At 65.8% G+C, this 14,425-nt stretch carries 14 protein-coding genes; 8 read left to right on the top strand and 6 right to left on the bottom strand.

All coding sequences use genetic code 11. The features are described from left to right. The first annotated feature begins 14 nt into the window (after nt 1-14). From AC2YJX_RS18025 to AC2YJX_RS18000, 6 genes are read left to right on the top strand one after another with little or no spacing between them, the layout of a single operon-like run. Nucleotides 15-386 (top strand): dihydroneopterin aldolase, encoded by a 372-nt coding sequence (locus tag AC2YJX_RS18025; protein ID WP_008907163.1) that lies wholly within the window; start codon nt 15-17, stop codon nt 384-386. Between the two features lie 4 nt (nt 387-390). Continuing rightward, nucleotides 391-1,359 (top strand): tRNA 2-thiocytidine(32) synthetase TtcA, encoded by a 969-nt coding sequence (gene ttcA, locus AC2YJX_RS18020; RefSeq protein WP_487256853.1) that lies wholly within the window; start codon nt 391-393, stop codon nt 1,357-1,359. A gap of 55 nt (nt 1,360-1,414) precedes the next feature. Beyond that, nucleotides 1,415-2,032 carry a DUF4136 domain-containing protein gene (locus tag AC2YJX_RS18015; RefSeq protein WP_218298928.1) on the top strand — a complete coding sequence of 206 codons (618 nt, stop codon included), beginning with the start codon at nt 1,415-1,417 and terminating at the stop codon, nt 2,030-2,032. Between the two features lie 51 nt (nt 2,033-2,083). Beyond that, complete coding sequence (locus AC2YJX_RS18010) at nt 2,084-2,725, top strand: histidine phosphatase family protein (protein WP_487256852.1); 642 nt, start codon at nt 2,084-2,086, stop codon at nt 2,723-2,725. Beyond that, complete coding sequence (locus AC2YJX_RS18005; RefSeq protein ID WP_487256851.1) at nt 2,709-3,875, top strand: DSD1 family PLP-dependent enzyme; 1,167 nt, start codon at nt 2,709-2,711, stop codon at nt 3,873-3,875. The genes AC2YJX_RS18010 and AC2YJX_RS18005 overlap by 17 nt, the downstream gene beginning before the upstream one ends. Before the next feature lie 36 nt (nt 3,876-3,911). Further along, a complete protein-coding gene (locus AC2YJX_RS18000) occupies nt 3,912-5,756 on the top strand; it encodes a lysoplasmalogenase family protein (RefSeq protein WP_487256850.1) in 1,845 nt (614 codons plus the stop codon). Between the two features lie 106 nt (nt 5,757-5,862). Here the strand turns inward: AC2YJX_RS18000 and AC2YJX_RS17995 are convergent, their stop codons facing one another. The 6 genes from AC2YJX_RS17995 to ruvA form a co-directional block, all read right to left on the bottom strand. Then, a complete protein-coding gene (locus AC2YJX_RS17995; protein ID WP_487256849.1) occupies nt 5,863-6,600 on the bottom strand; it encodes an ABC transporter ATP-binding protein in 738 nt (245 codons plus the stop codon). Further along, nucleotides 6,600-7,838: an ABC transporter permease gene (locus AC2YJX_RS17990; RefSeq protein WP_487256848.1), complete on the bottom strand. Its 1,239-nt coding sequence runs from the start codon at nt 7,836-7,838 to the stop codon at nt 6,600-6,602. Before AC2YJX_RS17990 ends, AC2YJX_RS17995 begins: the two co-directional genes overlap by 1 nt. Before the next feature lie 6 nt (nt 7,839-7,844). Further along, nucleotides 7,845-9,140 (bottom strand): efflux RND transporter periplasmic adaptor subunit, encoded by a 1,296-nt coding sequence (locus AC2YJX_RS17985; RefSeq protein WP_487256847.1) that lies wholly within the window; start codon nt 9,138-9,140, stop codon nt 7,845-7,847. A gap of 35 nt (nt 9,141-9,175) precedes the next feature. Next, nucleotides 9,176-10,234 (bottom strand): Holliday junction branch migration DNA helicase RuvB, encoded by a 1,059-nt coding sequence (ruvB, locus tag AC2YJX_RS17980; protein ID WP_055396394.1) that lies wholly within the window; start codon nt 10,232-10,234, stop codon nt 9,176-9,178. Nucleotides 10,235-10,243: 9 nt separating this feature from the next. Further along, complete coding sequence (locus AC2YJX_RS17975) at nt 10,244-12,166, bottom strand: trypsin-like peptidase domain-containing protein (protein WP_487256846.1); 1,923 nt, start codon at nt 12,164-12,166, stop codon at nt 10,244-10,246. 71 nt (nt 12,167-12,237) lie between these two features. Continuing rightward, entirely contained in the window at nt 12,238-12,813 is a 576-nt protein-coding gene (gene ruvA / locus AC2YJX_RS17970) for a Holliday junction branch migration protein RuvA (protein ID WP_121507662.1), read from the bottom strand. Between the two features lie 47 nt (nt 12,814-12,860). On the opposite strand from ruvA, the gene AC2YJX_RS17965 reads away from it, so the two are divergent. Both AC2YJX_RS17965 and ybeY read left to right on the top strand, forming a co-directional pair. Then, the gene (locus tag AC2YJX_RS17965) at nt 12,861-13,817 is read left to right on the top strand and encodes a PhoH family protein (protein ID WP_055396485.1); all 957 of its coding nucleotides are present in this window, start codon (nt 12,861-12,863) and stop codon (nt 13,815-13,817) included. A gap of 63 nt (nt 13,818-13,880) precedes the next feature. After that, a complete protein-coding gene (ybeY, locus tag AC2YJX_RS17960) occupies nt 13,881-14,342 on the top strand; it encodes an rRNA maturation RNase YbeY (protein WP_487256845.1) in 462 nt (153 codons plus the stop codon). Nucleotides 14,343-14,425: the final 83 nt, after the last annotated feature.

Raw genomic sequence — 14,425 nt, 5'->3', positions numbered from 1 at the left:
TCCAGGACCTATTCATGACCACCGCTGCAGGCACCCAGATCCTCACGCTCACCGGTTTGCGCTTTGACGCCAACCTGGGCATCCTCGACCACGAAAAGACCGACCCCCAGCCCATCCAGGTCGATGCCGAACTGAGCCTGGGCGTGCAGCCGCTGGCCCCGCGCGACGACGACATCGGCCATGTGCTGGACTACCGCCGTGTGCGCCAGATCATCATCGACGAGTGCACCGCAGAGCATGTGAACCTGCTGGAGAGCCTGATCGGCAAGCTGGCCAACCGCCTCATGCAGCTGCCCGGCGTGCTGGGGGTGCGGGTGAAGATTGCCAAACTCGAAATTTTTGACGACTGCGAAGTGGCCATTCGCATCGAGACAGGACAGTGGTGACCCCATGAGCGCAGTATTGAATGAAGCCCCAGCCTCCGCCCAATCCACTGGCTGGACGGAGGAAAGCACCGAAGCCACCAGCGGCGCCGCCCGCATGAAGATCGAGCGCGAAACCCACAAGCTGGAAAAGCGCCTGTGCCGCGAGGTCGGCAAGGCCATCGTCGACTTCAACATGATCGAAGAAGGCGACAAGGTGATGGTGTGCATGTCCGGCGGCAAGGACAGCTATGCGCTGCTCGACATCCTGCTCAAGCTCAAGGCCCGCGCCCCCATCCACTTTGACCTGGTGGCGGTGAACCTGGACCAGAAGCAGCCGGGCTTCCCCGAGCATGTGCTGCCCGAATACCTGGCCAGCACCGGCGTGCCCTTCCATATCGAGAACGAAGACACCTACAGCATCGTCAAGAAGCTGATCCCCGAGGGCAAGACCACCTGCAGCCTGTGCAGCCGCCTGCGCCGGGGCATTCTGTACCGCGTGGCCGATGAGCTGGGCTGCACCAAGATCGCGCTGGGCCACCACCGCGACGACATCCTGCAGACGTTGCTGCTCAACATGTTCTTTGGTGGAAAGATGAAGAGCATGCCCCCCAAGCTGGTCAGCGACGACGGCAGGCATGTGGTGATCCGCCCGCTGGCCTACGTGGCCGAGAAGGACACCACCCGCTGGGCTGCGCACCGCAACTTCCCCATCATCCCGTGCAACCTGTGCGGCAGCCAGGAGAACCTGCAGCGCAAGCAGGTGGGCGAGATGCTGCGCGAATGGGAAAAGCGCTTCCCGGGCCGGGTGGAGAACATGTTCAATGCGCTGCAGAACGTGGTGCCCTCGCACCTGCTGGACGGCAGCCTGTACGACTTCAAGAACGCGAAGGCCACGGGCATCGCCAGCGAAGACGGCGACAAGGCGTTTGACAAGGAAGAGTTTGCGGCGCCCTCGCCCACGCTGCCCGGCGTGCAGGTGGTGCAACTGTCGTGAACCCTGGCACGCTGGGACACTCTCATGGAGACTTCTTTTTCTGGAGCGTCTGACCATGACAACGCAACGCCGATGGATTCCCCTTCTTGTACTGGGCTTGGCAACCGCCTTGCTCGCGGGCTGCAGCACCACCCGCGTGGTCGACGGGCAAGTACAGAGCTTCTCAACCCTGGCGGCCGCGCCTGCACCTGCCACCTACCGCATCGAACGCCTACCTTCGCAGCAAACCCCATCGTTTGACGCCATCGCCGCACTGGCAGAACAGTCCCTGGCACGCGCCGGCCTGCAACGCGACGATGCCGCGCCCCGCCTGCGGGTGCAACTGGGCGTGCAGGCTGACACGGTGCCGCGCAACGATCCTTTCAGCCCCTACGGGCCCTACGGTGCGTATGGCCCCGGCCCTTGGGGCGTGGGTGGCTGGTATGGCCGAGGCTGGGGCGTGCATGGCATGTGGCGCTTTGGCGAGCCCACGCCCCTGCACCGCCGCGCTGTCAGCATCGTGATGCGCGATGCCAACACCCAGGCGGTGGTGTACGAAACCTCGGCCGTGCACGAAGATGTGTGGGTGAGTGACCCGGCCGTCTATGGTGTGCTGTTTGACGCCGCACTCGATGGCTTTCCAATGCCACCCCAGGGCCCTCGACAGGTGCGCCTGCCCCTGGCGCAAAAATGAAACATTCCCCTGAGCGGCTGCGAGCTACATCCAACGCCATCGAAAACTGACATGCACGCTACCCGCATCATTGCCATCCGCCACGGTGAAACCGCCTGGAACGTGGACACCCGCATCCAAGGCCACCTGGACATTCCGCTCAACAACACCGGGCTGTGGCAGGCCGATCAGGTCGCCCAGGCACTGGTGGGTGAACCGATTGCCGCCATCTACACCAGCGACCTGCAGCGCGCGCACGCCACAGCCCAGGCCGTGGCCCGCACCACGGGCGCGCCTTTGGTGACCGATCCCGGCCTGCGCGAACGTAGTTTTGGCCACTTTCAGGGCCGCACGTTTGCCGAGATCGAGGCCGAGCTGCCCGAAGACGCGCTGCGCTGGCGCAAGCGCGATCCGCACTACACACCCGAAGGTGGCGAGTCGCTCGTCGCGCTGCGCGAGCGCATCGAACACACCGTGACCGTCCTGGCGCAGCTGCATGTGGGCGAGCAGGTGGTGATGGTGGCGCACGGCGGCGTGCTCGATGTGTTGTACCGCCTGGCCACGCGCCAGGACATCCAGGCGCCGCGCACCTGGCAACTGTCCAACGCCGCCATCAACCGCCTGCTGTGGACGCCCGACGGCCTCACCCTCGTCGGCTGGGCAGACACCCAACACCTTGACCAGATCGTCCTGCGCGATGAAAACCACGCCTGAATTGCAATCCACCATCGGCCAGCGGGTGGACGCTATCGACACCCCCGCCCTGGTGGTGGACCTGGACGCCATGGACCGCAACATCCAGCGCATGGCCGACTTTGCGCGCAAGCACCAGGTGCGCTGGCGCCCCCACGCCAAGCTGCACAAGAGTGCAGAAATCGCGCTGCTGCAGCAACGCGCGGGCGCCCAGGGTGTGTGCGTGCAGAAGGTGGCCGAGGCGGAGGCGCTGGCCGCCGGTGGGGTCGATGACATCACCATCACCAACCAGGTCATCGCCATGCCCAAGCTGCACCGCGTGGCGCGGCTGGCCGCCCAGCTGGCGGCGCGTGGCGGGCGCCTGGGCGTGGCCGTGGACCACATCGACGGCATTGAGCGCCTGGCCGAAGCCATGGCGCAATCCGGCAGCGATGCGGGCATCGACGTGCTGGTGGAGATCGACGTGGGCCAGGGCCGCTGCGGCGTGCCACCGGGCGAAGCCGCCGTGCCACTGGCGCTGGCCGTGTCGCGCAGCCCCCGCCTGCGTTTCGCGGGCCTGCAGGCCTACCATGGCCGCGCGCAGCACCTGGCCAGCAGCGTGGGTCGGCGCGAGACCATCGCCGCCGTGGTGCGCGCGGCGGATCACACGCGCCAGCTCATCGAAGCCGCCGGGCTGCCCGTGCCGCTGGTCACCGGATCAGGCACCGGCACCCTAGTGCACGAGGCTGCCAGCGGCGTGTTTGGCGAGCTGCAGGCGGGCTCTTTCTTGTTCATGGATGCCGACTACGCCCGCAACGAGCGTGAACCGGCACAACCCGCGTTTGAACACGCGCTGTACGTCAAGACCCAGGTGGTGTCGGTGCGCGACACCCACGCCGTGTGCGACGCAGGCCACAAGAGCCACGCCATCGACTCTGGCCTGCCCACCGTGGCCCTGCTGCCGGCCGACCGCACCCTGCGTTACGCCAACGGTGGTGATGAACACGGCATGCTGTATGCCGACGCGCCCGACGCCCGCCTGCCCAGCCTGGGCCATATGCTCTGGCTCATCCCTGGCCACTGCGACCCGACGGTGAACCTGCACGACTTTTTGATCGGCGTGCGCGGCGGTTTGGCGACGGGTACGGTGGAGCGCATCATCAGGGTTGATGCCAGAGGCGCGCTGACCTGATTGCGGCAAGAATCGGCGGACATTTTGGTGTCCCCCATGAGCCCCAGCCAGATCATTGTCCTTGCGACCCCCGTCTTCTTTTTGCTGATCGCCATCGAACTGGCGGTGGGCTACAGAAGGCAGCGCAACACCTACCGCCTGGCCGATGCCGTCAGCAGCATCAGTCTGGGCATGCTGAGCCAGACCAGCGCAGTGTTCACCCGGCTGCTGCGCATCGGCATCTACACGGCCCTGTTCGAGCACGTGGCGCTGTGGCGCAACGATGCATTCTGGACCAGCCTGCCCGGCTGGCTGCTGGCACTGGTGTTCTACGACCTGTGCTACTACTGGCTGCACCGCATGGGGCATGAATCGGCCGTGTTGTGGGCCGCGCACGCGGTGCACCACCAGAGCCAGGATTACAACCTCTCCACCGCGCTGCGCCAGACCAGCTCGGGCGCGCTGCTGGGCTGGATCTTTTATGTGCCCATGGCACTGGCGGGCGTGCCGCCGCTGGTGTTTGGCGTGGTGGCGCTCATCGATCTGCTTTACCAGTTCTGGGTGCACACCGAGCAGGTGGGCAAGCTCGGCTGGTTTGACCGCTGGTTTTGCAGCCCCAGCAACCACCGGGTGCACCACGCGGTGAACGACGCTTATCTGGACAAGAACTATGGCGGCATCCTGATCCTGTGGGACCGGGTCTTTGGCACCTTCAAGGACGAAGACGACCAGGAGAAGTGTGTGTACGGCACGCGCGGCCTGCTTAACAGCTGGGACCCGCTCTGGGCCAACGCGCAGGTGTACGCAGGGCTGGCACATGACAGCTGGCATGCGCGCAGCTGGCTCGACAAGCTCAAGGTCTGGGTCAAGCCTCCGGGCTGGCGGCCTGCCGATGTGGCAGAGCGCTTTCCCAAGCCCGCCTTCAGCATGGCACAGATGCAGCTGTACCACCCGCCGATGTCGCGCGCCGCGCAGTGGTTTGCGCTGGTGCAGTTCGCGCTGCTGCTGGCGGGCGTGGCGGCTTTTCTCTGGCAGGCAGATGCGGCGCCGCTGGCGCGCAACGCCATCTGGTTTGCGGTGCTGCTGACGGTGCAATGGTCGCTGGGCGCAGTGATGCAGGGACGTATCACCGCGCTGATGGCGCTGATGCTGCAAAGCGGCGCGCTGGCCACCGCCACCAGCGCGATGGGGTTCATGGAATGGCATTGGCTGTTCAAGCCGCTGACGATGGTTTCTGCTCTTGTTTTGGTAGCTGCCAGTGCTTATTCGCCAAGCGCTAGAGGCCAATTCAACCCAAAGACCCTGCTTCTCCTCGCGGCCGCGCTGGCCGGATCGCTGGCCGGGGATGTGTTCCTCATGTTCCAGGGCTTCTTCATCCCGGGCCTGGTGAGTTTTCTGGTGGCGCATCTGTTCTATGTGGCGCTGTTCAAAAGCGGGCAAGCGTGGTTTCCGCACCGGGGTGCGCTGGCCGCCACACTGGGCATTGGCGTGGCCATGTACGCCTTTCTGTGGGCGGGTGGCCTGCCACCTGCACTGCGCGCGCCGGTGGCGGCCTATGTGCTGGTGATCGCGCTGATGGCGGCCCAGGCCATCGGCCGGGCGACGGTGTTGCGCGATGCGCCGTCGCTGCTCGTAGCGGTCGGCGCCGGGTTTTTCATGCTCAGCGACTCGCTGCTGGCCACCAACCGGTTTGTGATGCCGCTGCCGATGGCGCAGGTCTGGGTGCTGGCCACGTACTATGCGGCGCAGGCGCTGATCGTCAGTGGATGGCTGGCCAGCAAGGCCTCGGTGCCTGCCACCGCAGTGCAGCGAACGGGCGTGACCGGAGAAGAAGGCCGCACGCACATGGCTCGGGACAGGGCTCCGAACGTGGCCCCAGGGACGGCACCACGCTCCTCCTGAGCACCTGTGTATTCTGTGCGATGGTTTTTTAGCCAAAATTGCCGCCAGCGCTTCAGCATCAAGCTCAAATAGCTATTTATTTGATAGCAAATCACCTGCCTGCAGCTCACCCACTGGGCGCAGGCTCCACGCCCACAGTGATGGCCTCGTCGCGGGCAATCCGGCCGTCGATCAGCTCCACCAGCCGGTCGCAGCGCGCGGCCAGCCGGGGGTCGTGCGTGACCACGACAAAACTCGTGCCCCGCTCGGCATGGATACGGCGCAGCAGGGCAAACACTTCGGCAGAGGACGCGGTGTCCAGGTTGCCCGTGGGCTCATCGGCCAGCACCAGCAGCGGGTTCATGACCAGCGCGCGCGCAATGGCCACGCGCTGCTGCATGCCGCCTGACAGCTCTGCGGGGCGCTTGTCCATGGCCTGGGCCAGGCCCACGGCGTCGAGCAGGCTGCGCGCGTGATCGCGGTGGGCGGGGCTGACGCGGCCTTCGGCCATGAGGGCCGGCAGCGTCACGTTCTCCAGCGCGGAGAAAGCAGGCAGCAGGTGGTGGAACTGAAAGACAAAACCCAGGGTGCTGCGCCGGCGCAGGGTGAGTGCCGCATCGTCCAGACCCTGCACCGCCTCGCCGTCCAGCAGATAGCTGCCCGTCGTCATGCGTTCGAGCAGGCCCAGGATGTTGAGCAGCGTGCTCTTGCCCGAGCCCGAAGGCCCCATCAGCGCGATGAACTCGCCCCGGCGCACCTGCAGGTCGATGCCGTGCAGTACCTCGGCCTCGCTGGGGCGGCCCAGGTTGTAGCTCTTGCGCACGGCATCGAGCGTGATCAGTTCGGGGGCGGCGGGTTGGTTCATCACATCCTGATGGCTTGCGCTGGGTCCAGCGCCGCTGCCCGCCGCGCAGGCGCCACCGCCGCCAGCACACCACACACCGAAGCAATGAGTGCAATCTGCAATGCCATGCCCAGCGGCAGCGCGATCGAAAACAACGGCAAGCCATCCGAGCCCCGCACAAAATGGGTGAACACCCAGATCAGCCCCACCGCCAGCAGCAGGCCTAGCACCGAGCCCAGCGCACCCACCACGGCGCCCTGCACCAGAAACACGCGCAGCACCTGGCCCCGCGTGGCGCCCATGGCGCGCAGGATGCCGATCTCCCGGCCCTTTTGCACCACCGAGACTACCAGCACGCTGGCAATGCCCAGCACCACCACCGCCAGCACCACGCCCCGGATGATGGAGGTGCTGATGGACTGCGCATTGAGTGCTGACACCAGCTGGGCATTGCTCTCTTGCCAGCTCTCGATCTTGTAGGGGAACTGCGTTTGCAACGCACGCGCCAGGGTCTGTGCCACCCACACGTCTTTCAAGGTCAGGTCGAGCTGGCTGGCGCCCCCCGGCAGCGCCAGCAGGCTTTGCGCCGCGCGCAGCGGCACGATCACGGTGCGCCGGTTCAGGTCTTTCACCCCCAGGTCCACCAGCGCGGTGACGCGCACCGAATCACTCACCGTGCCGCCCGCGCCGCCCGTCTGCACCGTGAGGCGGTCTCCCACGCGCACGCCCAGGTCGGAGGCCAGCTCGCGCCCCACGATGGCCTCGCCCGGTGACAACCGCGCCGTGCCACTGACCACCTTGGAGCGCAGCCCCACCACGCGGTCATAGCGATCCAGGTCCACGCCCATCAGGGCAATGGCCTGCGATGCCTCGCCGCGCAGCGCCAAGCCTGAGCCGGACACCATGGGCGACACCCCGGCGACTTCGGGCAAGCGCTCCAACAGCGGCACCAGCGCCTGCCAATTGGCCACGGACCGCAGGCGCTGGGCACGCGGTTGGGTTTCGGTCAGCGCAGCGGTGCCAGGCAAGGCAGGGGCTGCCGGTATGACCAGGTCGTCCGGCGCCCGCAGGGTGATGTGCGCCTGGGCGCCCAGTGTTTTGGCCAGGGTGTTCGACTGCAAGCCGCTGATCAGCGCCGAGATGTAGGCAATGACCGCAACCCCCGCCGCAACCCCCACGATGATGAGCACGGTCTGCATGCGGCCCTCGCGCAGAAAGCGCAGCGCCACGCGCAACTCGAAGCCGGGCCAGATCCACATGGCGGCTCAGCGGCCCATGGCGTTGGTGAGGGCAGCACCGGCGTCAGCACCTTGCGCTCGACCTTGGGCTGCACCGGCTGTGGCGGAGCCCGCACTCCACTCCACCGTGCGGGCACGTACGCGGTCGCCCGCCTGCACGGCGCCGCCCCGCAGCACGGTGTCGCCTTCGGCCAGGCCGTCCAGCACCTCGACCGCGTCCAGTGTGCGCAGCCCCAGCCGCACGGGGCGGGCCTGGGCGCGCCCCTCCTGCAACACCAGCACCGTCGCCTGGTCGCCCTCCACCGGGCCGCGCAGGGCAGCCTGGGGCAGTACCAGGGTCCGCTCGCGCCGCGCAGTCTCTACCTCGACCGATAAGGTCATGTCCTCGCGCAGAAAGGCGGGGGCCTGCTGCTCCAGCGCAAACTTCACCTCGATGGCACCACGCTGGGCATCCACCGAAGGTGCGATGGTGAGCACACGTGCTGTAAAACGCTGGCCCGCAAAGGCATCGGCCACCACCGAGGCCTTTTGACCCGGCAGCAACTGGTCCAGAAAACGTTCGTCCACCTGGGCCACCAGCTGGGTGGGCCCGGCCAGCGCCAGGCTGAGCAAGGCCTTGCCAGGCTGCACGATCTGCCCGGGCTCGACGTCGCGCACCAGCACGCGGGCATCGGCCGGGGCTACCAGCGTGGTCTGCGCCAGGCGGGCCTGGGCCGCCACGGTGGCCGCTTGGGCCAGCGCCAGCTGCGCCTGCGCCTGGACCACATCGGTGCCCGCATCGGCGTTGGCCTGGACCTGCGCCTGCGCGCTCAACTGCTGCGCCTGGGCCACATCGACGGCGCGCCGCGCCTCATCGAGCTGCGCGGCGCTATAGAACCCCTGGGCCACCAGCTGCTGCACCCGCGCCAGACTGGCGCTGGCCGCTTGCAGGGTGGCATTGGCCTGCGCGCGCGCTGCCTGTGCAGCGCTGCGGCCGCTACTGCGCAGGCCCACCAAGCGGGACTGCGCCTGGCGCTCGGCCGCCACGGCCTGCGCCAGCGCCGCCGCGAGCTCGTCGGACTCCAGCTGCACCAGCACGTCGCCCTGGCGCACCTGCGCGCCTTCTGCCACCCGCACCTCGGCCACGCGGCCGGTGATGGTGCTGCCCACATCCACCCGCGACAACGTGGCCACGCGCGCCGAAAACTGCAGCGTGCGCACCAGCGGCGCCGACTGCACCAACAGGGCATCGACCTGCGGACCACGCAGCGCCATCACCCCGGTGAAGGCAGCCACCACCAGCACGACAGCGCCCAACGCAACAGCAAACCAGCGCCTTTTCACAAATCTGCCCTGGTTGCCATGCGCTGTGCCTTCCGTCATTCAGAAAACAGCCCGCCAGCCGCCTTGGGCGGCGCCACCCCCAGATGTCGGAACGCCGCCAGCGTGGCAATGCGCCCACGCGGCGTACGCTGCAAAAAGCCTTGCTGGATGAGGTAGGGCTCGATCACGTCTTCGATGGTGCCCGCCTCTTCCCCGATGCTGGCGGCAATGTTGTCCAGCCCCACAGGGCCGCCATCAAAGCGGTGGATGACCGCCTCCAGCAGCTTGCGGTCCATCACGTCAAAACCCTGCGGGTCCACATCCAGCATTGCCAGCGCCTTGTCGGCAATGGGTTTGGTGATGCGCCCGTCGCCCTTGACCTCGGCGTAATCGCGCACGCGGCGCAGCAGCCGGTTGGCAATGCGCGGCGTACCGCGCGAGCGGCGGGCGATCTCGAAGCCGCCTTCTTCATCCATGGGCGCATTGAGCAGCCCCGCGCTGCGCTTGACAATGCGCGCCAGCTCTTCGGCTGTGTAGAACTCCAGCCGCGCCACGATGCCAAAGCGGTCGCGCAGCGGGTTGGTCAACATGCCCGCACGTGTGGTGGCGCCCACCAGCGTGAAGGGCTGCAGGTCGAGCTTGATGCTGCGCGCCGCAGGACCCTCGCCGATCATGATGTCGATCTGGTAGTCCTCCAGCGCGGGGTAGAGAATTTCCTCCACCACAGGCGACAGGCGGTGGATCTCGTCAATGAAAAGAACGTCGTTCTTTTCGAGGTTGGTCAGCAGCGCCGCCAGGTCCTTGGGCTTTTCGAGCACAGGGCCACTGGTCTGGCGCAGGTTGACCCCCAGCTCAGCCGCAATGATGTGACTGAGCGTGGTCTTGCCCAGACCGGGCGGGCCAAACAGCAGCACATGGTCCAGCGCCTCGCCCCGCTTCCTCGCCGCGCCGATGAAGATCTCCAGCTGCTCGCGCGCCTTCGCCTGGCCCACGTACTCCTGCAGGAGCTTGGGGCGCAGCGCGCGCTCGATCGCCTCCTCCTGGGGCGATGCGGGCACGGCCGAAATGACGCGTTTTGCGGGGGCGGGGGCGAAGTCGTCGGTCTGGATCGTCATGCAGTCCTGTTATTTCTCGGGCCAGACGTAGAACCCGATGCCTTCTTCAACGTACTGCTGGCTCATGTTGGCGTTGAGGTAGCTGCGTTCTGCAGGGCTGGCAGTATAGAAATAGGTTCCCACGGTGCGGTTGCGGAAGCGGTAGACAGGCACGGCACCATTGCCCGGAGCAGCCTGTCCCCACCATGCAGTGGCTTCAAGCTGCACGGACGGGAATGCCTGGCGCAGACCGTCTCGCTCCGCAGGGTTTGCCGTGTAAATGTGCATATTGCGCGCCAAATCAACCAGGCGGTACACCGGGAACAGGTTGGACCCCTCAATGGGATACGCATAGAAGATCGTGCCTTCGTAGATGAAGTTCGATCCAAACTGTTTGATCAGAAGATCCCGCTCACCGACGTTGCTGGTGTAGAAATGCTCCAGGCCAGCAATGTTGTAGAAGCGATAGACAGGCACCCGCCCCGTGGGGCCAGTGGGTGGCGTGGCAGACGACAGCCAGTTCTTGAGCGCTGCGTTGAACGCCACGTCAAAACGACCATAGTAATCGGGGACCGTGGTGGCCGTGCAGCTGGAACCGCCGCCGTAGAGCGTACCGATCACATGGGTGCCACCCTTGAACAAGGCCGAGCCACTGCTGCCACCTTCGGTGGTGCCCTGGGTCCAGTTCACCTGGTAGTAGTTGCCCGTTGTACCGCTGCACTGGAACTGGGTTTCACTGGTGGGAGTGCAGGAAATCAGGCTGTTCAACGTACCCAGGCTGACCTTGAGCAGGTCGCCCCGGGGATGGTGCAGACCCACCACAGATGTACTCAAAGCCTGGGTGCCCGCATCCCAACCGGCAAAGACGGCCCCTGCAGGAGGTGTGTCGTTCAGCTGCAGCAGGGCCATGTCCATGGCACCCGAGGCGTAGAGCAGCGATGCGCCGTTGACGCGCTGGATGGTGGCACTGGACAGGGTGCGGCTGTTACACGTTGGCGAACGGAAGAACCAGTCGGTCTGCAGCGAGGCGGCTTCGGACTGCTTGGAGATGCAGTGGTTGGCCGTCAGGAAATACGGCGTGCCCGAAGACCGGCTGTCATTGAGCAATGTGCCCGTGCACAGATAGGTGTTGGCACCGGACGTGAACAACATGCGCGCCACGGCATTGCGCTCGGTCGCATAGGTATCGTAGCAAGTGGCATCCAGGTGGCACGAAGCCGATTCGTTGATCTTGGTGGAGAGTTCTGCCTCCGTAGGGATCGACAGGTTCTCGAAGATGTGCGACACGCGCGGCACCGAGATGTCCACCGTGCTGGCATCCGCACCTACGGGCAGCTCCAGCTCCAGCGTGGCCTCGTCCGATCCGGTATCTGGCGTCCACCAGGTCTGACCGTCCAGGGTGGTGTCGCCCGCCTGCGCATTGCGCTCAATGCGCTGCAGCACTTCCTGGCCGGAAATCTGGAACACCTTGGAGGCGTTGGCCTGGCTGTACACACGCAGCACTGTGCCTTGTGGCAGCGCCTTGACCACTACGCCCAGGCGCAATCCGTACGCACCTTCGGCCGAAAAACTGATAGCAGCCACCTTACCGCCAGTGGCGGTGGGCTTCCACTGCAACTGCTGCTGTGTCTGGGCTGCGGCGCGGGTGGCCACCACATCGCGCGCTGTACCCACCTGGCGTGGGCCGATACCGCCACCCAGCGAAGCCGTCTTGGAGGCATCCAAGGCTCCCAGGCTCACCCGGGAAGGCGTGGGCGCTGTGACAAGCGCGCTGCGGGATTTGATGTTTGAGACACCCTGGTCCACGCTGGCGGGCTGCACCCAGCCATCCACCATCAGCACAGAGGCCGCCTTTTGCGCGCTGGCCTCGGTACCGCTTCCGCCGCATCCGGCCAACAGGGCAAGCGCCGCACCCCAGGCAACGCCCATCCGCCACATCATTCCATTTTTCATTTCTTTCCCTCGCTCCGGTCAAAACCGCCATTGAACACGAAAACAACTGCCGCAACAAACCCGCAAGTGCACTACCTGGCCAACGCCTTCAGTGCCAGTTTGATGCCATCGCTCACACCCACCTCTGGTGGCAGGGCCTTGAGGGCCGCCGCAGCCTCTTTGTCGTTGTAGCCCAAAGCCAACAGTGCCTGCAGAATGTCGGCCTGTGCGTCACTGGCAGCGGGCCCGTGGGCAGCGCCCATGTCGGCCCCCAGCTTGCCCTTGAGCTCCAGCAGCAGCCGCTCGGCCGTCTTCTTGCCAATGCCCGGCACCTTGACCAGGCGGCCTGCCTCCTGCAGCGTGATGGCCTGGGCCAGATCCGCCACGCCCATGCCGCTCAGGATGGACAGCGCAGTGCGCGGCCCCACGCCCGATATCTTGATCAGCTCGCGGAACGCCTGGCGCTCGGGCGCCGTGGCAAAGCCATACAGCAGCTGCGCGTCTTCGCGCACAATGAACTGGGTCAGCAGGCTCACCTTTTCGCCCACAGCGGGCAGGTTGTAGAACGTGCTCATGGGCACATTCACCTCATAGCCCACGCCATGGCAGTCCAACAGCACCTCGGGGGGATTCTTCTCCAGCAGGGTGCCGGTCAATTTGCCTATCATTGATGTCCTTTGCCGCGCACTGCGGCGATCCAACGGGAATTATCCGCGTGATCCTGCGCCACACCTTCACCCCCCACAACAACACCCGGCTCACGCACCTGTGTGGCCCGGCCGACGCGCACCTGCGCACCATCGAAGTGGCCCTCTCGGTGAGCATTGCGCACCGGCACGAGCAGTTCAAGGTGGACGGCCCCAAAGCGAAGGCCACGCAGGCGATGGAGCTTTTGCAGGCGCTGTACGAGATGGCCGAACGCCCGATCACCGAGGACCACCTGCAGCTCATGCTGGCCGGAGACTCCGCCCTGGTAGAGGCGCCCGAAGGCGCCATCGTGCTCAACACCCGCCGGGCCGACCTGCGCGGCCGCACGCCCACACAAAACCTGTACCTCGAAAACATCGCCAGCCACGACATCACCTTTGGCATCGGCCCCGCCGGCACCGGCAAGACCTATCTCGCCGTGGCCTGCGCCGTGGATGCGCTGGAGCGCAGCGCCGTGCAGCGCATCGTGCTGACCCGCCCGGCGGTCGAGGCGGGCGAGCGCCTGGGTTTTCTGCCCGGCGATCTGGCGCAAAAGGTGGACCCCTACCTGCGCCCGCTGTACGACGCGCTGTACGAACTGATGGGCTACGACAAGGTGATGAAGGCCTTCGAGCGCAATGCGCTGGAAATCGCCCCGCTCGCATTCATGCGCGGGCGCACGCTGAACAACGCCTTCGTGATCCTGGACGAAGCGCAGAACACCACGCCCGAGCAGATGAAGATGTTCCTCACCCGCATCGGCTTCGGTGCCAAGGCCGTGGTCACGGGCGACGTGAGCCAGATCGACCTGCCCAAGGGAGCCATGAGCGGCCTGATCGATGCCGAGCGGGTGCTCAAGCGGGTCAAGGGCATCTCCGTCACCCGCTTCACCACGGCCGACGTGGTGCGCCACCCGCTGGTCGCGCGCATTGTGGATGCCTACGACGCACCGCGCCGCGCCCCAGCTTCTCGCAGCCGGGACTAGAACTATCATTTCGATAGCATCCAGCGCTTATCCATCAAGCGCTGGCGGCCAAAAAAAGCAAAAATGTCTTTAAACCAACTCTCCCTGTCGCTGCAGTTCGGCAAGTTTGAAGGCGCGACCGCGCACCGCGCGGTGCTGCCACGCCACAAGGTCACCCGCTGGATTCGCCACGCGCTGGCCACCGATGCCGAGATCACCGTACGCATCGTGGGCGCCGAAGAAGGCCAGCAGCTCAACCGCGAGTACCGCAAGAAGGACTACGCCACCAACGTGCTCACCTTCGACTACACCCAGGAACCGGTGGTGACCGCCGACCTGGTGCTGTGCGCCCCTGTGATCGAGCGCGAAGCGAAGGAGCAAAACAAGAGCCTGGAAGAGCACTACGCCCACATGCTGGTGCACGGGGCGCTGCATGCGCAGGGCTGGGACCACGAGACGAGTGAGGCGGATGCCCTGGAGATGGAGTCGTACGAAACCGACATCCTGCAGGAGTTGGGCTTTGCCGACCCGTACGCGACTTCCTGAACGCTATCCCTGCTGCCGAGGGCAGCGGCGCATTTTTTACCATTTGGTACAAGGTGCTCGCATTTGCCGGGGCTGGGCGTTGT

Source organism: Acidovorax sp. SRI_002, from assembly GCF_057586455.1.
The sequence above is the reverse complement of the archived record's forward strand: the minus strand, read 5'-3'. Positions and strand labels throughout refer to the sequence as shown.